Genomic DNA, 20,127 nt, shown 5'->3' on the forward strand with positions numbered 1-20,127 from the left:
CTGAATGCCGGGAATGGGGTCAATCCCCAATTTGGCCGCTTTTGAAAGATCAGTTACTCGTGACCTTCATCTCCGCGAACTCCGCCCAGCAGACGCGCGTGGGCGCCCATGAGGCATCTCCGCCGCCATGGAAAGTCTCAAAGTACAGGCCGTCCACGCCGAAGCTGTCCACGCTGCGCCACTCCATGTCCATGCGTTCCACCACGGCCTTTTGATCGATCCACACGCGCAGCGTGCCATCGCGTTTGCCCAGCGTATTCATCGTGACGGCGATGCGGACTTTGACCGGCGTGTCTGTGGGAAAGCGGAAGTCAGCAGGAAAGGCAAGGCTGTCGCCATAGTCCCCCTTTTGGTTCTTGTGGTACACGTAGGCCTCACCACGCCCATCTTTCCGCCACATCAGACGAGCTGAGAACCCATTCGTGCCATTGGCGCGGCGTCCCCCACTGACATTCTCCGGTCCGCCGCAGAGCCCGGGCAGCTTGCCACCTTTGACAAAGTCGAAATCTTTGCTGAAGCGCAGGGTGTAGGTCAGTTCCGCCGCCTCATGCCTGCCGAAAGGCATGCGCCACCCGGCTCCGCCCTTCTCCGGACCAATCTGCCCCACGGCAAAATTTACCCGCAGCCATTTCGACCCGGCGTCCTCCACCAAAGCGACACGGCCCTGGGCGATGCCACCTTCAAATTCACAGCCTGGCCAGTCCGTTTTCCACTGCCTAACCGTGTAAGGTCCTGCGTGGCCAGCCAGAACCACTTTCAAAGGCAGCTCTGCCGCCAAAACAGCCTGCATCGACAAAAGCACGGTAAAAGCTAGAAGGCGCATGGGGCCGTGTTACCACCAGACCCGGGAAATGGCACCCACAAAACCGCGGGCATTTCCAAAAGTTTCTCATCGAAACCAAAACTCACTTGCACAGTTCCCGGACCCGATTAAGACTCCCCTCCCTCCAACGCTGTTTGGTTTCAAACATGCCTCCGTAGCTCAGTTGGTAGAGCAGTTGACTCTTAATCAATTTGTCGTAGGTTCGAATCCTACCGGGGGTACCACTCTCAAGAGTGGTTTTTCACAACTCGGCATTGACCACCGGGCGCACGCTTTTGAGAGCTTCCGCATATCTGGCACCACAAGCCAGGCCACGATAGCGCGAGAGCACGCTTTTTGTCTCCATGGCGGCATCTGCCTTGGTGGGATCGTAGTCCTCCTTGCGTACGTAGGCCATCAGACGGCCCAGCCACTCGCTCGCAGCGGGCCACTCGGCTGAAACATCGACGTAAGTGTCCGGCTCGTAGCCGATGGTGTGGCCCGGGCCATTATCATACCAATACACCCGCGAGGGAGACTTCACCTCATCCCGGCCCAGCAGGCGTGCGGGCTGATACAACGCCGCATGACAGATGGCGCTGGCGGCCTCGTGGTCCGGATGGCGGTCCCGCGGCCAGAGCATGAAGGCGGTGTCCGGCTTTACGTCGGCCACGACTTCCGCCACGGCACGTTTGGTTTCCAGGGTGGGCTCAAATCCCAGGCTTTTGTAAGGGAGAAAGCGCATCTCGATGCCCCGCTCGGCGGCAAGTTGCTTTGAAAGATCCAGCAACCCCTGCTCCCGGCCTTTGACCGGCGGCCAGTTCGTGTAGTCACCGATCAGGCTGAGGATCACCACCCGCTGATGTTTCTGAACCGCGCGTAACAGGGTCCCAGGGATGCCAAAGGGACAGTCGTCATAGTGCGCGCCGATGGCCAGAATGGTGCGGGTCATAGGCTTAGCATGCCAAAGGGCCTTGGAGAGAGCAAGCGGCAATCCCCTACCCGGTCGCACGCTCGTTTTTAGAGGCAGCGGGCGAACAGCAAGAGCCTCTTGGCCCGAACGCTGCGCCTAGAAAAAGCCACAGGTTAATTCGAATCCAACTTTAACCATATCGAGTCAATTAGTAAAATTTACCTGAATCATACATAATTTCCATTGCATGAGTGAGTCGCAATGATCATATTCGATAAACGCGCCTAGATTCACATGGCCACTGCATTTTCCATATAGAACCATTGAGTCATGACAGAGAGTTCACAGCCTTTCGAAGCATTGGCCTTTGCGAGCCATCGCAATGGCTCCCCCATCAAATTGCCCCGCTCCAAGGGTGAAGTGGTGATGCTTGCCTTTGACCGGCGGGAAAGCCGCCTGGTGGAGCTTCACATTCTCACCGGAGAGACCGAGCCTGAGGAGGCTGCCGCACCGGCCTCGCGCATTTTCAAGGTCAAGCCTGCGAGCTTGCTTCCTCGTCGCCAATCGGGCTCCTCAAGAACCAACTCCCGGCTGAAACCAAGTCCGCACCGTCTCCGGCCCCACCGAAACGCAGCGAAAAGGAGAAACAACCTTCAGAGGTTTTATGTGGAGAAGAGTCCCCCGGTGCAGCCGGAAGTGATGACCGAGGAGGATCAGGACGCAGTGCGGGATGCGAATTGTGAACTCCTGCGAGAAGCCGCAGGCCTGCAGGGCCCGTCCCTCATGACCATCCATGAGACCGGCATTGATGATGGCATGGCTTACTACGTCACGAGCCTCAATGATGGAGAGTTCGTTCAAGATTACGTGAGCCGTCGTGGGGCCATGCCCACGGTGACAGCCCTCGCGTTGGTCAAGCAGCTGCTCCAAGACTTGGAGAAGGCCTCGGAACAGGCGCTTCTGGTTCACCACATGCGGCTCGACCGCGTGCTGGTAGCCTCCCCGGAAGAAGAACATTTGCAGCTTCGTGTGTTTGACTACGGACTCTCTCAGAGGCGGGCTGCAGCCGCCGGGCAGAACGGCGGCCGGCTCGTGGCGGAAGCCTGTCGTCTGCTGTTCCTTTTGCTGACCGGCCAGGTCTATGCAGGCGGGAATCCTGACACCTTCGGCGTCATTGCAGAGCTCCCGGCCAACCTCCGTTTCGTCATCAAAACGGTCCTTGCCGGCCCGAAAGCTCACTCCATCTCCCTCAAGACTCTGCGGGATGAAGTGCGTGAGGCCCTCTGCCTGAACGTCAATCTGGTGCAGGCACGCAATCCCAAGATGCTCCTGGGAGCGGACAGCACCACGCTGCCCATCTCCCACCTGCAAAAGCTGCTGCTGGGAGACATTCCGCTGAAGACGCTGTTTGGAGCAAGTTTCCGGATCGAAAATCCGGGGACAGCAGGCTGCCGCCCCTTTGCCATTCCTGCCGTCATTGTGTCCACGGACCAGCCGGTGACCCTGCATCTTTTGCCGCCGGAGCGCATCGTCAATCAGCCCGATTTCATGGCCCTCCCGCCCCAGGCCTGGCGCTATGATCCCACCAGACAAACCAACATTCTGAACATGCTCAGCCTGTGGAACGGGCCAGACTGGTCGTTCGTCTCCGAAGTGCGGGAACCGGGCATGACGCTCAGCGGCCTGATGGCGAGACGCGGCACGCTCAATCCAGGAGAAGTCATCACACTGCTGCGGCAGATCCAGGCTGGAGTGGAACAGGCGTTGGAAACCGGCGTGCAGCGGGCGGATCTGGACCCTGCCAGCATTCACCTGTGCGTGGGCTATGACGGCCCCGTTTTGCCGCGAGATCTGGAACGCCTGCACCAAAAGCGGCTGGATGCCTGGCCCAAGTTTGTGGTGAAGCTCCGCCTGCACAAGACGATGCGCAGCCTGTGCAAAGCCCGGCTGATCGATCTCAGCCCCTGGCAATGCCAGCCGCCGGAAGCAAGCGATGGTTTCACCGTGCGGGATGAACGCCACCGCACCTTCATCGGACTGGCGGCCTATCTGCTGACGGGAGAGGGACAAATCCAGAGAATCGAAGAATTCCCCGCCTGTGTGCCCGAAGCTGCGGCAGGCTACCTGCGTGAATGCATGCACGCGGCGCTGAGCGGCAGCCCAGTCCCTTCGCCTGCGGACTTCACCGAAAAACTCAGTCTGCTGGTGACTCCCGTAAGCGCCGACAGCGAAGAGGGTGAAGCAGCCCCCATCGACCGGAGCCAGATGGAGAGCGCCGGGTTTGTCTCTGATTTTGAAGAAGACTGGGCAACCTTGGACGCCTCCGCGGAGCGCTCCAAGGATGAGCTTCTTACTCCCGTCAGCGACGACATCAGAACACTGGATTTCAATCAGCCGCTGCCACCCAAGCCCCGCACTTCGTGGCTGGCACTCGCCGCCACGTTTGCCATCCTGGGTTTGACCGCATGGATGGTTCTGGGGGACCTGCCAGCATCCCATTCCGAGAAACTCACTGCGGTTCCGTCTCCGAGGACTCGGGATTCCACCAGCGAGCCAAAAATTGCGGAATCTGCTTCAAAGCCCGAAGCCCTGCCTGCCACTCCGCCCCAGCCCATCATCCACCAACTTCCCACCGTGTTGGCGGAAGATACTCCTGTCCCGCCCCCCGCCCCCGCTCCTGCAGCGCCAGTCCTTGATGCCACGGCACCACTTCCGGCACCTGTGATTGTCCAGGCTGCGCCACCGCCTGCCGCTCCGGCTTCGGCAGGTATTGAAAACGCGGTCTCAAAAGAAAAACGGCCTCTGGACACAGCACCACCCGTCGAAGCACCGAAACCGCGGCTTGTTGCATCTGCGAGCCCGTCCAGCAACGGTGGCCAGCAAGACACCGAGCCCGTGGTCATCCGTCGGGCTATCGCCACCACGAGTCCTGCCGCTCCGACGCCGCAAAAAACATTGTCAAAACGGCTGCCCATGCCCAAGACGTCCTCACGTCTGCATCCTGCCAATGCGCCCATCCCATTGACAGTGGAAGAACTGCATCAAAAACCACCCGTCCCGGTTTCCACAGCAGCCCCCACCTTGCAAAGCTCGCCACCAGCGGATGCGAAAGCCGCGGATTCCGTCACGATCCGCCATGCGCTCGTTCCCTCCGCTGAAGAGATCAAGCAGGCCATACGGCCGCAGGGCAAATCCCGGACCAAAAAGACCACCCGCCGGTGATCGGAGAATAAAGTCGCATCCACACACGCTGCAATTCGTGTGTGCGCAGTCCGTTTAGTGAGTGCTTTATGAAACATCACCTCACAGGAATTTCCTGGCAGCTTGGCAGGCATTTTTTACTCGCAGCAGTCGCATCGGTCACAGCACAGGCCGCCACGCCTGAGGCTCTCAAGCAACTGCCCATCGAAGCAGGGAAAGTCCTGGAGGTGAATTCCTTTTCTGCATCCGCCAAGGATGCCGCAGGCAGGAATGAAGTGCCGCGAACGGTCGTGAAGATCGTTCTCAATCCCGGCAAGGATTCCAACATCAACGTCGAAATCTCTCTGCCTGAGCCGGAAAAATGGAACAAACGTTTCATCGGTCTCGGCAATGGAGGCTCCGCAGGTCGCATCAGTTCGGGCAGCCTGGTCGGCTACACGGCTCGTGGCTATGCTGTGGCCACCACAGACATGGGCACGGCGCCAAACTCGGATTCAGGCATCGGCAAACCGGATGTCTGGAAAGACTTCGGCTACCGCGCCACCCACCTCATGACCACTGTTTCCAAGCAGGTCATTCAGGCCTGTTACGGCCAGGCCCCCGAGTACTCCTATTTCAACGGCGGATCAACTGGAGGACAGCAGGCGCTGCAGGAAGCGCAGCGCTATCCGGAAGATTACGACGGCATCATCGCCAACGTGCCCGCTCACTGCCGCACGCCGCTGCATGCTTACTTTCTTTGGAACGAGCAGATCTTTCACCACTGCCCGTTCACCCCCGAGCAGGAAGCAAACATCATCGCCGCCGGCAACGAATACATGGCCTCACGCGAAATGCCGCAGACCGCCGGCAAGCTCGTCTCGGATCCTCGCTGCAATGAAAAAGACATCGCGGCCGTGATCGCGCTGGCCCGCAAAAAAGATCCCACGCTCACGGACAAACACGCCGCAGCTCTGCAAAAACTCTTCGAAGGCCCGAAACACGCCATCACTGGCGAGCGGATTTTTGATGGCATCCCCTTTGGCAGCAGCTTCAAAATCGCCCACGGCCATCTCTATCTCTTCCAATGGGTGTTCGGCAAGGACAAGGACCTCATGAGCCTCGACTTCGGCAAGGACATCGACACCTACACCGAAAAGCTCGGCCCGTATCTCAACGCCGAAAACGCGGACCTCAGCGCTTTCGAAAAGCGCGGCGGCAGACTGATCATGGTCTCCGGCTCCGCCGACTCCTGCGTGCCTTACCACGCCACGCTCGACTACTACGAGCGCGTCATCCAGCATTTCGGCTCCTTGGAGAAAGCCGCATCGTTCTGCAAATTCTACGTCGTCCCCGGCTTGAGCCACGGCCCCGGCCCCGGCATCAACAATCTGCCCGACATGCTCGGCCTCGTGATGACCTGGCGTGAAAAAGGCGAAGCTCCCCACACCCTCAAAGCCAAACGCGTGGTGGATGGCAAAACCGAACTCGACTTCCCGCTGTATCCTTATCCAGAAAAAACGGTCTGGGAAGGCGGCGCCTTTAAGGCCGTGAATGGCCCGCGCGGTGGCGTGGACCGTGTGGCTGAGAAGTTCAGACCAAAGGCGGCGGAGTGAGGTCAACGTCCTAGTTTCGAGCCTTGATGCTCCTTTGACCATCATCCCATTTCACGCTCGACTTCAATCTCCCGATTGAATAGCCTTTGCGCATGATCGCACCAGGCATCCTTCGCGTTTCCCTGCTTGCCATAGTGTCAGGGGCATCTGTTTTATCAATGCACGCCGGTGTCCCGGAAGTGCCGCCCGCGGAAGACCCGTCGATCCGCATCATCGATGATCCGATGAATCCCGTGCTGTTCCACCACGAGCGGCAGGTGAATGGCATGCTGGGCGAAGAGGATTTTGGTCGCTTTCGAGCGATGAGATATATTCACGGTGCAATGATGATCCCAGCGGGCTTTGGAATGTCATGGACAGACGACGACGGCAAATACGAAGTTCCCTTGGTTGATCTGGTGGGCTCACTAGATGCCCCTGAAGTCCATCATCTGAGCAGCCTCGAAAGTTACGATGAAAGATACGTCTCCTACTGGCCGGCAATCCAGCGGATGAAGGCACTGGAGGCCTTCAAGCAACGTGACGAATCCTTTCTTCAGGCCGGGAAGTTGTATGTGAGCCGCCTTAGCGAATCTGAACGCAAGGAGTATGAGCCCGCACTCAAAGACGGCAGAGGTGTGATTGGCCCACGAGCTCTCAATGAATTTGAAACCGCGGCATTTCGCCTGCTGCAGGCGGGACATGCCATGGTGGTGAAACAAGAGGGCGAAGTGTTCCGCGCCTTGGGGGCCATCCGCATGCAGGAGAGTTGTCGCCGCTGCCACGACGACAAAAAGAACGGCGACCTGCTCGGAGCCTTTACCTACCTGGGTTTGCGTGAACGAGAAGCCACGGACGATGAGCGCAAACGACGTGCACAACTGCGCCTTGATGCCCAAGGCGACATCAAAGACACCAAATTTATGAGCTCCTATATGGGAGCGAAGGCGCTTAACTACGATGATGAATCGAAAGCCTTCTTGCTGGACCGCAAATTACGTGGGGAGGGAGTCATCACTCAGCACATGGTGGATCGCATGCGCGCACTGCGGGCCAAGCTGCCGGACCGTAAGAATGAGAAAGTTTCTGAGAGGATGCGAAAGTCCGACTCGAAGTAGGCATGACCGGCAGTTGGGCAAGATGGCCAGGACTCGATCCTTGACCTCTTGCCCCCTCCTTGACGATCACTTGACCGTCATCCGATTATCACGCTGCCACCAAGTCATACCCGCGCCACTCCTTCACCGTCACGTCCGCAAAGCTGCCCACGGGCAGCTTTTTGTTCACGAAGACAGTGGTGTCGATGTCTGGCGCGTCCATCTCACTGCGGGCCACGCCAGGTTCTTCCACGAGCACGCGCATCTTGCGGCCGACCTGCGTGGTGTTGAAGCCTTCGATGCTGCGCTGGATGGCGCGCATGGCCTCGTTCCAGCGGGCCTTGCGGGTCATGTGATGGATCTGGTCTTCCATCTTCGCGGCACGCGTGTCTTCCTCACGGGAGTAGTTGAAGACGCCGGCACGCTCAAACTTGGTGTCCTGGATGAACTGCAGCAGCTCGTTGAAGTCCGCTTCCGTTTCGCCAGGGAAGCCGACGATGAAGGTGGTGCGGATGGCGATGCCAGGGATGCCGGTGCGGATGCGTTTGATCAGGTCACGAATGTAGGCGCCGTCCGTCTCGCGCTTCATGAGGCCGAGCATGCGGTCGCTGATGTGCTGCAGCGGCATGTCGATGTAGCGGGCCACCTTGGGGCTTTCGGCAATGGCCTGGATGAGGTCGTCGCTCCAATGCGCGGGATGCGTGTAGAGAAGGCGGATCCAGAAGTCGCCCTCGATTTTGTTCAGCTCACGAATGAGGGAGGAAAGGGATTCGCCCTTGGTGGAGTCCACGCCGCTGCGGGGCTTCGGACGCTCTTCCGTCCACTTGTCCATGCCGAAGTAGGTCGTGTCCTGGGAGATGAGATTGATCTCCTTCACGCCGCTGGCGATGAGATCCCGCGCCTCTTTGACGATGCTCTCCTGCGTGCGGCTGCGGTGGCGGCCACGGATGCGCGGGATGATGCAGAAGGAGCAGGGATGATTGCAGCCTTCGGCGATCTTGATGTACGCCATGTGCTGCGGCGTGAGGCGGAAGCGCGGCGTGTCGTAGTCTGGAATGTACTGCGGCTGGCGCGTCACCAGATTTTCCTGCTCGTGCTCCTTGGTGCCGACGAGCTTCTGAATGATGGGAGCCACCTGCGTGATCTGGTCCAGTCCGATGAAGGCGTCCACCTCGGGCATGAGGCCGGGCAGGTCCTGGGAAAAGCGCTGAGAGAGGCAGCCCGCGACGATGATCTTCTGCTTCGCGCGCTTCTTCGATCCGGCGCGGCCGTCCACGGCGTCATGCACCGCTCCGACGCTCTCCTTTTTGGCCATGTCGATGAACGAGCAGGTGTTCACGATGAGAACATCCGCGAGCTCCGCCTCGGGCGTCATGACCATGCCAGCCTGCTGCAGGTGGCCGATCATGATTTCCGAGTCGATGAGATTCTTCGCGCAACCGAGGGAGACGAGGCCGACTTTGATCATGGGGGCGCACAGTTTAACGCCTTTACGGCCTGCGGAAAGGAGAAAGATGGGTGATGAAAGACTGCAAGAGCCTCAGATTCCACTTGCTCTCAAGAAACGAGCATCGGCGCCTGCTGGGTTGCGCGGCTGGAGGTCAGGTCAAAGCTGCGCTCTTCGCCCTTGGGCTTTTGCACGGCCTTGGCCAGCGCCTTGCTCAATCCGTCCAGGGAATAGGGCTTGAGCATGATGTCCACCGGCGGCGTGCGGCCCTGGCTGAGGATGGTAAATTCGTCCGGATCGATCACAAAGCCGCTGCAGACCACCACGGGCACGTCATTGCCCACGGCGCGCAGTTCCTTGAAGGTGTCACGACCGGAAAGCTTGGGCATGTAGATGTCCAGCAGGACGGCATCCACCTTCTCCTTGGTGCGGAGCAGGATGTCGAGCGCCTGCTGACCATCGCAGGCCTCAATCACACGATAGCCCAGGAAACCGAGCATGTTTGTGGCGATGGAGCGCACCGGTGCTTCGTCATCCACCACCAGGATGGTGGTCTGCGCTCCCACAGGCGCATTGATGGCCGGGCCGTTGTCGATCGGAGTCTCCTCTTCGATCTGCTCAGGGTTGTGCAGCCGCGGCAGGAACACACGGAACTCGCTTCCGCGTCCGACTTCGCTGTCAAACTCGATCCAGCCCCCGTGCTCACGCACGATGTCCTGCGCGGTGGAAAGGCCAAGCCCCGTGCCTTTGCTGCCCGCCTTGGTGGTGAAGAAGGGTTCAAAGATGCGGTGACGATGCTCCTCGGAAATGCCGTGACCATTGTCACGCACCACCAGCATGACGAAGTCTCCCGCGTCAGCATCGCCCGATTTCCCGGGCATGCGATGGGTGACGTTTTCGACGGCGATCTCGATCACGCCTTTGTCAGCAGGCAGCGCATCGCGGGCGTTCAGGCAGAGATTCAGCATGACCTGCTCGATCTGCGTGGCGTCTCCCGTGGCGTAGGAGGCATCCATGCCGCCGCGCATCTGAATGGTCACACGCGGGTCCACGCTGTGCTTCAGAAGGTTCTGTACATCCGCGAGGAGGCGCTTGAGATTCGTGGCCTTGCGCACGGTGATGCCGCCGCTGCGGCGTGAGTAGCCGAGGAGGGACTTGACCAGCTCCGCCGCACGCGTGGTGGCGTGGTTCGCATTCTGCAGCTTGTCGCGCACGCCCGCCTGGTTGGACGCAGGAGTCAGTTCAGCGAGGGTCAGGTTGCCGCGGATGGCCGTGAGGAGGTTGTTGAAGTCGTGGGCGATGCCCCCTGCCAGCTGGCCGATCGTGCCCATTTTCTGCGACTCGCGCAGCTGATTTTCCAGCACCCGCATTTCGGAGCGGTCTTTGACGATCCAGATGCGGCCGATCACCTCGCCGGCATCCGTGCGCATGGGGCTTGAGCGCAGGGAGAAGACGCGGTTGTCATTGGAGACCAGCGGCGGCGTCTCATTCTGACCTTCAAGGGAGGAGGCGCTCTTCTCGATCCACGCCGAAATCACGGCCTTCTCCTGGAAGCGTTCGACGAGTGCGTTCAGAATGCGGGAGGCATCGCGTCCGGCGATTTCTTCGACGGGCTTCCCGAGGAAGTCGTCCAGCTTCACGTTTGAGGCAATGATGGAGCCCTGGGCGTCCACCACCAGCACGCCTTCATCACTGGCGGCAAAGAGGCCCTGCAAAGCCGTGAAGGCCTCGCGCAGCAGGCGCTCCGCATTCAGCAGGCGCTGGGCCGTCTGGCAGGCATGCTGCTCGGCCGCATTGAGCGCCTGGCGCTGCTTGGCAAAGATCATGTTGATGTCGCAGCGCAGCTTCCAGAAGTCAGCGGGCAGCCATTCGGCGGACTGGGCATCAGGCGGCACGCCGCGCAGCACCGCCGTGGTGCCCTTCATGACCGCCGTCGTGGGCTTGAGCAGCCAGCCGGAAATCAGATAAGCAGCCAGGAAAACACCGCCGCCGAGAAGCACTCCTGTAATGCCGAAAAACCATTCCAACGGCTGCCCCATCATTCGGGTGGCTCCCATGGCTGGCAAAAAGCCAAACAACCAAAGCGGGAACAAGATGCGGAGTCTCAGTGAGTTCATGGGAGTGAGATCGAGTGGGTGGTAAAGCGAAGGTCAGTTGGCGGTTTGGGAGAGGGCGGTATTCTGGCGGCTGATGATCTGATGCATGCAGTGCTCGACAGCGGCATTGAGGTGTTTTTCCAGCCAGACTTCGATCTCGCCACGCAGTGTGGCGATACCTGCCTGCGCGGACTGTCCGGCCGGAGGAACCCGTTGTTCCAGACGGTCCAGCCGGTCGTTTAAAGCGCTCACATTCATGGCGATCCCGAAAATGTCGTTCCTCAGCTGCTCGATCTGAGCCGGCAGGTCCAGCCCCGTGGCTGCCGCTTTGGCGGCGGGTTGCAACGGAGAAGGAGCAGGGTGCAGCACCGTGGCCTGCAACTCAGCGGGGAGTGCCGCTTCCTGCTCGCTGGAGAAATACGGATTTGGCGGGGAAACCGGGGCGTGACGGGGGCTTCCAGAGATGGCACGCGGCACGATTTCCAGTGCGATCGGCGAAAACGGACTTCCCAGAGCACCGGGCAGCGGCTCCGTGCTGACTATTCCCGGAGCATGGTTCATGACCTTCTCAGAAACAGGGGGCCCTTGAGTATCTGCGGCGCTTTCGGCCTCAGAACTTTGGCGTTGTGTAGAGAATGAGAATGGTAAAGGCATGCTTGGAATCAGGCAGTCCGAGTAATTCTATCAATATTAACAATAAAATCCATAATTATTTTAAACTAAATCGAACACGGTGCTTGTTTATCTTGTAAATTTCCCCTTAGACTCGTGCCCTTCCCTTGAAATCGCGATTCCACGCAATTCATTCTTTTTCAATCATTTGCACCAAAATCCGCGATTGCTTTTTGCGACTTTATCCCAGAGTCACCTCCTAAAATGTCCAAGGATCACCTGTCTTCTTCAAAAAAAGCGCTTCCTTGCACGATGATCCGCAGTGGCTACCCTCTCTGAAACATGGACGAACGTATCACTCAACGCTTGGAAAAACATCTGGCCAGCCAGGGGCTGCGCCGCACCAAGCAGCGGGATGTCATCGTCGAGGCCGCCTTTGCCACCGATGACCACTTCAAAGCGGAGGAACTGCTGGAAAAGGCGCGCAAGCTCGACAGCACGGTGTCACGAGCCACGGTTTACCGCACCCTGACACTTCTGGTGGAATGCGGCCTGCTGCGGGAGGTGGATCTCGGCCGCGATCAGACTTACTACGATCCCAATTTCCTCGACAAGCCCCAGCACAATCATTTGATCTGCCTCGATTGTGATCGCGTGGTGGAGTTTGAGGACGACCACACCGCCCTGCTGCATGACTGCATCACGCGCCGGCTGGGTTTCCAGCCGAGCCTGAAGAGCATGCGCATCGAGGCCCACTGCGAGCAGCTCCAGCGCCTGGGCAAATGCAGCTACCGCGATGCCAAGCTCGCGGCAGCAGGCTAAAGAAGAGGATTAGACCCGGCGCCAGCGCTGGAAGGTTTCGATCGCCTCGTACTCGGCCAGACCGAGTGAGTCGTAAAGACGCGCATTTTCTCGATTCGTCTCCGGCGCCTCTTTTTCCAGGGAGGAGAGCGCTCCGTAACGGGAAATGGCATTCGCCTTGCGCTCGATCTGCAGCGGGCTCATCGGGATGGCCATGTCGATTTCATGCGGCTCCAGCGGACGTTCCTTGCCGCGATACAGCCACACGCTGCAGGAACCCGCGAACTCTTCCCCGCCGCAGGACTGCAGCGCAGCCACCAGCAGGCGGAAGCAGATGCCCGCCACGCTCGAAGGGTCGGCCGCATCGCCCGTGACGTAGATCTGGTGGGGCTTGTGCTCCTGCAGCAGGCGCACCAGCGCCTTGTGGTCGTCTTCGGTGCTCTTGAAGCGGCGGTAACGGCCATGCTCGTAGAAAGGCAGATCGAGAAAGGTCACGCGGTCATTGGCCAGGCCGACCGTGTGGGCCGCATCGCGCAGCTCTCCGCGCAGGATCAGGCCCTTGAGCTGACGCAGCAGCGGCGGGTCCTCGCCAAATTCGCCCTTGGCCTCCAGCAGGCCCAGCGCCTCCCGGGCATAAGCCACCTGCGGCGCCCATGTGCCGGGATTGGCCGCATTGGAGGCCAGCTCCAGCAAAGTTTCGGCAAACTTGTCTGCCTCGCTGTCCGGCACACGCAGGCTGCCAGAGGTCAGGGCGATCAGGCGCACGTCGTGCCCCTGCTCCACCATTCGGTCGATCGTTCCCCCCATGCCGGTGATGGCATCCTGCGGCTCCGGGCTGAAAACCAGGCAGCGCTTGGGGTAAGGCCGCGCACGTTCGGGGCGGTAGGTGTCGTCTTCATCGGGCTTGCCGCCAGGCCAGCCCGTGATGGTGTGCTGGAGCTGATTGAAAATGCGGATGTTGAGCTGGTAGGCCGGTCCCTGCTCGGAGAGCAGGTCGGATAAACCGTTCTCATTATAGTGTTCGTCCACCAGCTTCAGGATCGGGCGCTTGATCTTGAAGGCCTGCCACACCATCGCACGGCGGGTTTCACGCGGCGTCCAGGAGGCCGGGCCGACCAGCCATGGCAGCTTGATGCGGGTGAGTTCGCGGGAGGCACCAGTGTCGATGAAGAAACGCGCATCCGGGTGATCCTGCAGGAAGGAGGCTGAGATGACTTCCGTCATGGGCCCTTCCACGGCCTTGGCCACCATCACGGCCTTGTTTTCTCCCCAGGCCATCAGCACCAGTTTCTTGGCCCGAAGAATCGTGCCCACCCCCATCGTGATCGCGAAGTGCGGCACGTTCTGCTCCCCGCGGAAATCACTCGCCGCGTCCTGACGCGTCACGCGGTCCAGGGTGATGCGGCGTGTCAGCGAGTCGCGGCTGGAGCCGGGTTCGTTGAAGCCGATGTGACCGGTTCGGCCAATGCCGAGGATCTGCAGGTCAATGCCGCCCGAGGCTTCGATCTTCTCCTCATACTGCCGGCAGTGATTGAAGACCTGATCCCCCGGCACGGTGCCGCTGGGCAGATTGATGTTCGCCTTCGGGATGTCGATGTGGTCAAACAGCTGCTCCGCCATGAACATCGAGTAGCTTTCAGGATGGTCCGAGCTGAGGCCGTAGTACTCGTCGAGATTGAAGGTGATGACATTCTTGAAGCTCAACCCCTCTTCCTTGTGCAGACGAATCAGCTCACGGTAAAACGGCACCGGCGTTGAACCGGTGGCCATGCCAAGCACCGCCGGCTTTCCGGCCTTGTTCTTGGTCTCGATGAGCTGCTTCACCTCCTGCGCCAGCGTCTTGGCGGCCTTGGCGGAATCAGGGAAAATAACGGTTGGGACTTTCTCGTAAGCTTCGGCAGGAGGACGAATGGACATGGCAGTAGGTTGGGGATGCTACGAACAGAACTCGGATTGCCTCACACGCAACCCGCTTTCCGTTGTGCCCTGCCTAATGGGACGCGTGATCGTACGCGTCCCCAGCACCAAAGTACCACTTTCCTTCGATCGAGCTAACCGTCTACTCCAGATCCAGCTCCGGCTTGAAGTCGGACGCGTGATACGAACTGCGCACCAGCGGAGCACTCGCCACATGGCGGAAGCCCTTCTTCAGCGCGATCTGCTTGTAGTTTTCAAATGTGTCCGGGTGGATGTACTCGATCACCGGCAGATGCTGAGGCGAGGGGCGCAGATACTGGCCCAGCGTCAGCACGGTCACGTCGTGCTCGCGCAGATCGTCCATCGCCTGAAAAAGCTCTGTCTCCGTCTCGCCGAGGCCGAGCATGAGGCCGCTCTTGGTGGCACACTGGGTGCCAAGCTCCGCCGCCATGGATTTCGCGCGCTTCAGCACATGCAGGCTGCGGTGATACATCGCGCGACTGCGCACCAGCGGCGTCAGACGCTCCACGGTTTCCAGGTTGTGATTGAAGATGTGCGGCTTCGCCTTCATCACGACTTCGAGCGCGTCGTCTTTGCCGTTGAAATCCGGCACCAAAATCTCGATCGTGATCGTCGGCACGGCTTCGCGCACGGCCTCGATGGTGCGGGCGAAATGGTCCGCGCCGCCGTCCTTCACATCGTCACGCGCCACGGCGGTGATCACGATGTGGTTCAGCCCCATGCGCTTTGTCGCTTCGGCCACGCGCTGGGGTTCGTCTGCTTCCAAAGCGAAAGGTTTGGCCGTTTTGACCGCACAGAAGCCGCAGGCACGGGTGCAGCGGTCCCCGGCGATCATGAAGGTGGCCGAGCCCTGGCTCCAGCACTCCCAGCGGTTTGGGCACTGCGCCTCTTCACACACCGTGTGCAGCTTCAGGTCCGTGATCAGCCCCTTCGTGCTCCAGAACTTCGGGTCACGTGGCAGCGTCACACGAATCCAGTCCGGTTTCTTGTCACGGTGCAGGGCGGGGTCGATTTTTGGGGTCATTGGCGGGGGGATGCATGGCCCAAAAAAGGGGGGATTGCAACGCGTTTGGACCTCCGAGGCTCAAGTCAGTGCTCCCGGCGCCCGTTTTCGTCCCCCTGCCCTCTTCACGGCGATTTCCGGCCCTGAAGAAGCTCCTGCCAGCGGACAAAAAGCAGCCGGGTGTATATTTCTGCATCCACTGAGTAGGCTCCCAGAGCATAACCGTCATTGGCCTCCACCAGGGCGGTCTCCCCCGTTTCCAGCACGCCAAAATCGATGCCGTAGGCCGCCGGAGCTTCGCCAGACGCCGAAAAGAGGCCGATGGCGTCTGCAATCACCGTCAATGACGGCACCACCGCCGGATCTCCCCCATAGTGCCTCAGGGCCACAATCTCCGTCCCTATGACGTATGTCCGAAACTCCGACCTCCAGTTCACGATGTCGGAGCACCACACTGGCTCCTGCCGGCTCACCCCGTAGAGGAATCCCAGGTCTGCGTGCGAATCGAACACACGCCCGTTGAAGAACTTTTGACGCCCCGCCGGCTTCGCAAACATTTCCCGCCCCAATTCGACCGCCGCAGCCAGCGCTTTCACGGAGCTTTTCCAGATCTTGCGGTGGAAGAACGGTTCCAACGGCTGCGGAAAGTCATTCGGCGCAGGCACCTCGATCCCGAGCTGCTTCATGGCGCCATGCATGAGGTCGATGCTCCCGCAGATGAAACTTTCCCCGTCCAGCGGGAGCTGCCTCCTTTGCACCTGCTTGAGGAAACAAGGCACGACCTCTATTCCCAGGCGTTCGCACTCCCGGCGCACGAGTGCCTCCTCATGGCGAAATTTCCCCGGTTCCTTCTGTTCCAAATAAGCGCGTTTAAACATGATCAATCGCGCGCCTTCATACGCGTGTCCCACGAAATTTGTTTGATCAATGTGTCCACCAGCTCAGTCGCCACCGCCCCTGGAAGAAAATCCGTCTCCAAGGTCACTTCTGGTGCTAGCTCGATGGGAGGCATGATTTTATACGTGTGCTTCGAACCCTATGATTCACAAACCGTACAAGTTGTCATCCGCTTTGCACAAGCTGCGGAAACAGGAAGAACGGAAGCCGCTCAGCACTGAACTTTGACCATTTTCAAAATCACAGCACACTCCCCGCATGTTCCAATACATCGCCCAAGCCGAAGACAAGCCCTGGCAGCCCGGCCCCTATGAGGGCGTCGAGCTGAAGATCCTTCACAAAAACGAAGCCACCGGCGGAGTGGTGGTGCTGCGAAAATTTCACGCAGGCAAAACCATTCCCGCGCACACGCACCCCGTGGCGAACGAATGGGCCTGGATTCTCTCCGGCGAATGGGAGGAAAGCGGTGTGACCTACACCGCAGGCACACTGTTCCATGCTCCCAAGGGCGAGCAGCACGGTCCACACGTGGCAAAGACGGAGGTCATCAGCCTGACGATGTTCGATGGTCCGCTGACCATCGCATGAATCAATGAACGCGCTTGCGCGTCAGCATGATCTCATTGCCCTCCGTGTCCACGCACATGGCCAGGTGCGGCGGCTCGCCATTTTCAGGCTGCGGCTCCCGCGTGAGCTGCCCGCCTGCGGCCACGATTTCACGCGCGCCTTCGATGACATCGGGCACCTGAAAGCTCAGCCCCGTCCAGGTGCGTGAGCCTTCGCCTCCGCCATGGATGCCAATGATGCCGTCGCAGATGGACACTTCGCTGATGATCTCGTTCTGCTTGAGGATCTTGCCCCCAAAGACGGAGACATAGAATTGCACCGCGCGGTTCATGTCCGTCGCCCAGATGACGTATTTGAGTCGTTCCACTTTCATGTGCGCCTCCCTGCCACAGTCACGCAGCCGGTGCACTCAATTTCCAAACAAAGCCCTCTGTCTCGGCTGCGGAGCAGGAGTGGTGGCTTTCGGACTGGCGGGACTGCCCCGGATGCGCTGCGCTTCCTGCAGTTCTTTTTCAGTGGGTGGTTTTCGTTCGTCCTTGTTGCCACCGCCAAAGATGCGCGGCGACCACTTGGTGTCCCCAATGGTGCCTGATCCTTTGTAGGCCAGCAGCTGCGTTACGGGAAACAGCAGAATGCCCAGCCCGCGCAGGCGCACCTCCGCATTGAAGTCAATGTCATCGCGGATGAAGTCCACATTTCCCCGGCTGAAGATGCGGAAGGCGCTGGACTCTGCCTCGACATTTTCAGAGACGATGAAACCGTCCGCCACTTCAAAGGTGCAGTCTGCCCTCTTTGCCACATTGTAGCCCTTGATCTTGGTGGGAAGAAACGCCCCGATGATCGGGGTCAGCGGCCCGAGCACGGGCAGGGCAAGAAGGTTTCCATTCACGATGATCAGCGCACCGCCGCCCTTCAGCGCCTTCCAGTCGTTCATCCGTCCGGTGAATTTGAAATGACCGCTGATGTCTCCCACGCTCTCATTCCCCGGTGAATACACCTGTGCAAACCGCTGGAAGCTCAGCGCATTCATGCGCAGTTCGCCGTCATAGGTGCTAGGCTCACGGTTGTCATTCAGATTGCCTCTCAATGTCATGTCTCCGCCGAGCACATCCGCTGCGACGTCGATCCTCGCAATCCCCTCACGGTTTCGCACCTCCGCCCGGACATCCTCAAACGGCAGCTTGCGGCCAAACACGCTGTATGGGAAACGCCCCGCACGCACCTCCACATCGTACCCCCTCACCCCCGGCGTGAGGTTGACCGCCCCCTTTGCGTTCAAGGTGTCGCCAAACAGACGCCCGCTGAAATCAAAGTTCAGCATGCTGCCGACAATGTGAACCTCACCGTTCGGCGCGTTGATCGGATAGTCCTCGTTCCACAGCACGTAATGCGCGCCGCCCACCGGATTTTTAAAAGTGACCCTGTAATCGTTGCGCTGGGGATTGTTTTTAAAGCCGATCGTGCCATTGGCCACCACATCGGTCCCGGCGGAAAAGCGATACTGCGCGATCTGGTCCGCCACCTTCGGAGCGAAGGCCCGCACGACTCCCGATGCATCCGCGCTGGCGTGCACATTCACCAGCCGCAGCCACTTTTCGTCGTCGTCATCGTTCACAAACACCAGGTCCGCCCGCACCGGGCCATCCGGGCGCTGCACCCGCACATTGGCGTAGTTTTGGATGTCCCCAAACAGCGCCAGATCCATCTCGGCGGACTCAAACGCCACATCCTTGTAACGAAAACGACGCAGCACACCATGCCCGGAGCTGGGGCATTCACGCAGATTGGTGGACGGTCCGGCACACGCCAGATGAACGTCAATCTGTGACGTATCGTCAAAACGGAAGCGCTGGATGATCTCGCGCGTCTTCGGCCCGGCGATGAACGGCAGAAAAACATTCGGGTCCATGCGCAGCGCCAGGTTGCATTTAAAGCCCTGCGTGCGGTGCTTCATCACGTCCGCTCCCAGCGTGCCCGTCTTATGCTTCAGCAGCGCATCACGCACAAACAGGCCTTCACGCGTGGCGCCCAGGGTCAGGCTCAGCGAGTTGAAAACCTCGCCCCGGCTGCCAAACCGTCCGCAGTCCAGCCTGCCGGTCACCTCCGCAGGCAGAAAATCCTCGGCCGCCGGCTTGTTCAGAAAGATGCTGCCTTCCAGCGCCAGATGCGGCGCCTCATAAAACACCACCTCGCGCAGCTGCTCGCTGCTGAAGAACGCCCTTGCCAGCCCCGGCAGGTCTGCGCTCGAAGTCAGCCGGAAGCGCAGGTGTTCCGCGCCAAACCGCCAGGTGGCGGTCGCATCCATCGTGCCCAGATGGTCCCGCAGGTGCAGGCGCTTGAGGTCAATGAACCCGCCGTCATACTCCGCCTCTGCTACCAGCTCCTTCCACACATAGTCTTCAAACACCAGGCCGTCCGCCTGAAACAGCAGCTCCGCCTTCAGTTCATCCAGGCGTTCCAGCGCGCCGGAGACTTTCACATTCAGCGTGGGCACATGCGGCGCACGAAACCGCGCCAGCCAGTCCAGCCCCTGCTGGATCTTCACGCGGTGCTCGCGCATGGCGTTGAGACGGTCCTGGGCGCTCATGCTCTGCTGGCTTTCATCCGGCCTTGGCAGTTCCACCACGCCGCTGACGATGATTTGCAGCCCGTCGGACAGCAGTCCCTCCGCATGGCGGATGTCCAGCCGCCGCCCTTCCAGCATGGCCCTCGCGCTGAGGTCCTTCAACTTGATCACCGTCCGTTCAGGATTGTCTGGATCCACCGGCAGCGCCACGCTGGCATGCAGCAGCTCCATGCCGTCGATTTTGACTCTTCCTTCCACCAAACTGGCAAAATCCACGTCCAAGTTCAGCCGGTCCACCGCCGCCACCACATGCTGTTTCCTGGCATCGTCAAACACCTTCACGCCTTCCGCCACCAGCCCGCCAAACGGGTTGATCGTCAGGTGCTCAAAATTCAAATGCACCCCGTGCTGCGCCAGCTCTCCCGTCACAAACCCGTGCCAGCGTTCATGAAACGATGCCGTGGTCAAATAAACGCTGCCCGCCAGCAAAAAACTGGCGGCCGAAAACAGCAAAAGTCGGCGCAGAAAGCGGAGCATGAACGCGGAAACCTACCCACAGCCTCCGGATAAACAACCGTCAACCATCGTCAACAACCGTCAACCAATGTAAACT

16 protein-coding genes and 1 tRNA gene are annotated in these 20,127 nt (G+C 59.8%); 7 read left to right on the forward strand and 10 right to left on the reverse strand.

The window, feature by feature from the left end; genetic code table 11:
* Window positions 1–49 precede the first annotated feature (49 nt).
* Window positions 50–823, reverse strand: coding sequence for a polysaccharide lyase (locus ACILSO_RS13260; protein ID WP_395737898.1), 774 nt, complete (start codon window positions 821–823; stop codon window positions 50–52).
* Between the two features lie 148 nt (window positions 824–971).
* Here ACILSO_RS13260 and ACILSO_RS13265 point away from each other — a divergent pair.
* Window positions 972–1,047 (forward strand) — tRNA-Lys (locus tag ACILSO_RS13265).
* A gap of 17 nt (window positions 1,048–1,064) precedes the next feature.
* Here ACILSO_RS13265 and ACILSO_RS13270 read toward each other — a convergent pair.
* Window positions 1,065–1,754 (reverse strand): PIG-L deacetylase family protein, encoded by a 690-nt coding sequence (locus ACILSO_RS13270; protein WP_395737899.1) that lies wholly within the window; start codon window positions 1,752–1,754, stop codon window positions 1,065–1,067.
* 627 nt (window positions 1,755–2,381) lie between these two features.
* Between ACILSO_RS13270 and ACILSO_RS13275 the strand changes: the two genes are divergently transcribed.
* The 3 genes from ACILSO_RS13275 to ACILSO_RS13285 all read left to right on the forward strand — a co-directional run bounded on the left by ACILSO_RS13275 (window position 2,382) and on the right by ACILSO_RS13285 (window position 7,608).
* Window positions 2,382–4,937, forward strand: coding sequence for a hypothetical protein (locus ACILSO_RS13275; protein ID WP_395737900.1), 2,556 nt, complete (start codon window positions 2,382–2,384; stop codon window positions 4,935–4,937).
* Window positions 4,938–5,005: 68 nt separating this feature from the next.
* Window positions 5,006–6,511, forward strand: coding sequence for a tannase/feruloyl esterase family alpha/beta hydrolase (locus ACILSO_RS13280; protein WP_395737901.1), 1,506 nt, complete (start codon window positions 5,006–5,008; stop codon window positions 6,509–6,511).
* Between the two features lie 92 nt (window positions 6,512–6,603).
* Complete coding sequence (locus tag ACILSO_RS13285; RefSeq protein WP_395737902.1) at window positions 6,604–7,608, forward strand: hypothetical protein; 1,005 nt, start codon at window positions 6,604–6,606, stop codon at window positions 7,606–7,608.
* An 88-nt stretch (window positions 7,609–7,696) separates the two neighbouring features.
* Here the strand turns inward: ACILSO_RS13285 and rimO are convergent, their stop codons facing one another.
* The 3 genes from rimO to ACILSO_RS13300 all read right to left on the reverse strand — a co-directional run bounded on the left by rimO (window position 7,697) and on the right by ACILSO_RS13300 (window position 11,691).
* Window positions 7,697–9,055, reverse strand: coding sequence for a 30S ribosomal protein S12 methylthiotransferase RimO (gene rimO, locus ACILSO_RS13290; protein ID WP_395737903.1), 1,359 nt, complete (start codon window positions 9,053–9,055; stop codon window positions 7,697–7,699).
* 89 nt (window positions 9,056–9,144) lie between these two features.
* On the reverse strand, window positions 9,145–11,091 hold the full coding sequence (locus tag ACILSO_RS13295; RefSeq protein ID WP_395737904.1) for an ATP-binding protein: 1,947 nt from the start codon (window positions 11,089–11,091) through the stop codon (window positions 9,145–9,147).
* A gap of 93 nt (window positions 11,092–11,184) precedes the next feature.
* Complete coding sequence (locus ACILSO_RS13300; protein ID WP_395737905.1) at window positions 11,185–11,691, reverse strand: hypothetical protein; 507 nt, start codon at window positions 11,689–11,691, stop codon at window positions 11,185–11,187.
* A 393-nt stretch (window positions 11,692–12,084) separates the two neighbouring features.
* On the opposite strand from ACILSO_RS13300, the gene ACILSO_RS13305 reads away from it, so the two are divergent.
* Window positions 12,085–12,564 carry a Fur family transcriptional regulator gene (locus tag ACILSO_RS13305; RefSeq protein ID WP_395737906.1) on the forward strand — a complete coding sequence of 160 codons (480 nt, stop codon included), beginning with the start codon at window positions 12,085–12,087 and terminating at the stop codon, window positions 12,562–12,564.
* A gap of 9 nt (window positions 12,565–12,573) precedes the next feature.
* Here the strand turns inward: ACILSO_RS13305 and nagB are convergent, their stop codons facing one another.
* The 3 genes from nagB to ACILSO_RS13320 all read right to left on the reverse strand — a co-directional run bounded on the left by nagB (window position 12,574) and on the right by ACILSO_RS13320 (window position 16,263).
* Window positions 12,574–14,460, reverse strand: a complete 1,887-nt coding sequence (gene nagB / locus ACILSO_RS13310) for a glucosamine-6-phosphate deaminase (protein WP_395737907.1) — start codon at window positions 14,458–14,460, stop codon at window positions 12,574–12,576.
* Between the two features lie 142 nt (window positions 14,461–14,602).
* Complete coding sequence (gene lipA, locus ACILSO_RS13315; RefSeq protein WP_395737908.1) at window positions 14,603–15,505, reverse strand: lipoyl synthase; 903 nt, start codon at window positions 15,503–15,505, stop codon at window positions 14,603–14,605.
* A gap of 104 nt (window positions 15,506–15,609) precedes the next feature.
* Entirely contained in the window at window positions 15,610–16,263 is a 654-nt protein-coding gene (locus ACILSO_RS13320; RefSeq protein ID WP_395737936.1) for an ATP-grasp domain-containing protein, read from the reverse strand.
* On the opposite strand from ACILSO_RS13320, the gene ACILSO_RS13325 reads away from it, so the two are divergent.
* Together ACILSO_RS13325 and ACILSO_RS13330 are read left to right on the forward strand one after the other, a co-directional pair.
* Entirely contained in the window at window positions 16,177–16,602 is a 426-nt protein-coding gene (locus ACILSO_RS13325) for a hypothetical protein (RefSeq protein ID WP_395737938.1), read from the forward strand. The genes ACILSO_RS13320 and ACILSO_RS13325 overlap by 87 nt on opposite strands.
* A 37-nt stretch (window positions 16,603–16,639) precedes the next feature.
* Window positions 16,640–16,969, forward strand: coding sequence for a cupin domain-containing protein (locus ACILSO_RS13330; protein WP_395737909.1), 330 nt, complete (start codon window positions 16,640–16,642; stop codon window positions 16,967–16,969).
* Between the two features lies 1 nt (window position 16,970).
* Here ACILSO_RS13330 and ACILSO_RS13335 read toward each other — a convergent pair whose 3' ends face one another.
* Together ACILSO_RS13335 and ACILSO_RS13340 are read right to left on the reverse strand one after the other, a co-directional pair.
* On the reverse strand, window positions 16,971–17,321 hold the full coding sequence (locus tag ACILSO_RS13335; protein ID WP_395737910.1) for a VOC family protein: 351 nt from the start codon (window positions 17,319–17,321) through the stop codon (window positions 16,971–16,973).
* Window positions 17,322–17,357: 36 nt separating this feature from the next.
* Complete coding sequence (locus ACILSO_RS13340; protein ID WP_395737911.1) at window positions 17,358–20,051, reverse strand: hypothetical protein; 2,694 nt, start codon at window positions 20,049–20,051, stop codon at window positions 17,358–17,360.
* Window positions 20,052–20,127: the final 76 nt, after the last annotated feature.

This window comes from Prosthecobacter sp., from assembly GCF_044226605.1.
Lineage (GTDB): Bacteria > Verrucomicrobiota > Verrucomicrobiia > Verrucomicrobiales > Verrucomicrobiaceae > Prosthecobacter.

Excerpts from the sequence above, each read along its gene's own strand:
- rimO (WP_395737903.1), bottom strand. The coding sequence starts at position 9,055 with ATGATCAAAGTCGGCCTCGTCTCCCTCGGTTGCGCGAAGAATCTCATC.
- ACILSO_RS13285 (WP_395737902.1), top strand. The coding sequence starts at position 6,604 with ATGATCGCACCAGGCATCCTTCGCGTTTCCCTGCTTGCCATAGTGTCA.
- ACILSO_RS13270 (WP_395737899.1), bottom strand. The coding sequence starts at position 1,754 with ATGACCCGCACCATTCTGGCCATCGGCGCGCACTATGACGACTGTCCC.
- ACILSO_RS13280 (WP_395737901.1), top strand. The coding sequence starts at position 5,006 with ATGAAACATCACCTCACAGGAATTTCCTGGCAGCTTGGCAGGCATTTT.
- nagB (WP_395737907.1), bottom strand. The coding sequence starts at position 14,460 with ATGTCCATTCGTCCTCCTGCCGAAGCTTACGAGAAAGTCCCAACCGTT.
- ACILSO_RS13295 (WP_395737904.1), bottom strand. The coding sequence starts at position 11,091 with ATGGGAGCCACCCGAATGATGGGGCAGCCGTTGGAATGGTTTTTCGGC.
- lipA (WP_395737908.1), bottom strand. The coding sequence starts at position 15,505 with ATGACCCCAAAAATCGACCCCGCCCTGCACCGTGACAAGAAACCGGAC.
- ACILSO_RS13305 (WP_395737906.1), top strand. The coding sequence starts at position 12,085 with ATGGACGAACGTATCACTCAACGCTTGGAAAAACATCTGGCCAGCCAG.
- ACILSO_RS13335 (WP_395737910.1), bottom strand. The coding sequence starts at position 17,321 with ATGAAAGTGGAACGACTCAAATACGTCATCTGGGCGACGGACATGAAC.
- ACILSO_RS13300 (WP_395737905.1), bottom strand. The coding sequence starts at position 11,691 with ATGAACCATGCTCCGGGAATAGTCAGCACGGAGCCGCTGCCCGGTGCT.
- ACILSO_RS13260 (WP_395737898.1), bottom strand. The coding sequence starts at position 823 with ATGCGCCTTCTAGCTTTTACCGTGCTTTTGTCGATGCAGGCTGTTTTG.
- ACILSO_RS13330 (WP_395737909.1), top strand. The coding sequence starts at position 16,640 with ATGTTCCAATACATCGCCCAAGCCGAAGACAAGCCCTGGCAGCCCGGC.
- ACILSO_RS13325 (WP_395737938.1), top strand. The coding sequence starts at position 16,177 with ATGCATGAGGTCGATGCTCCCGCAGATGAAACTTTCCCCGTCCAGCGG.
- ACILSO_RS13340 (WP_395737911.1), bottom strand. The coding sequence starts at position 20,051 with ATGCTCCGCTTTCTGCGCCGACTTTTGCTGTTTTCGGCCGCCAGTTTT.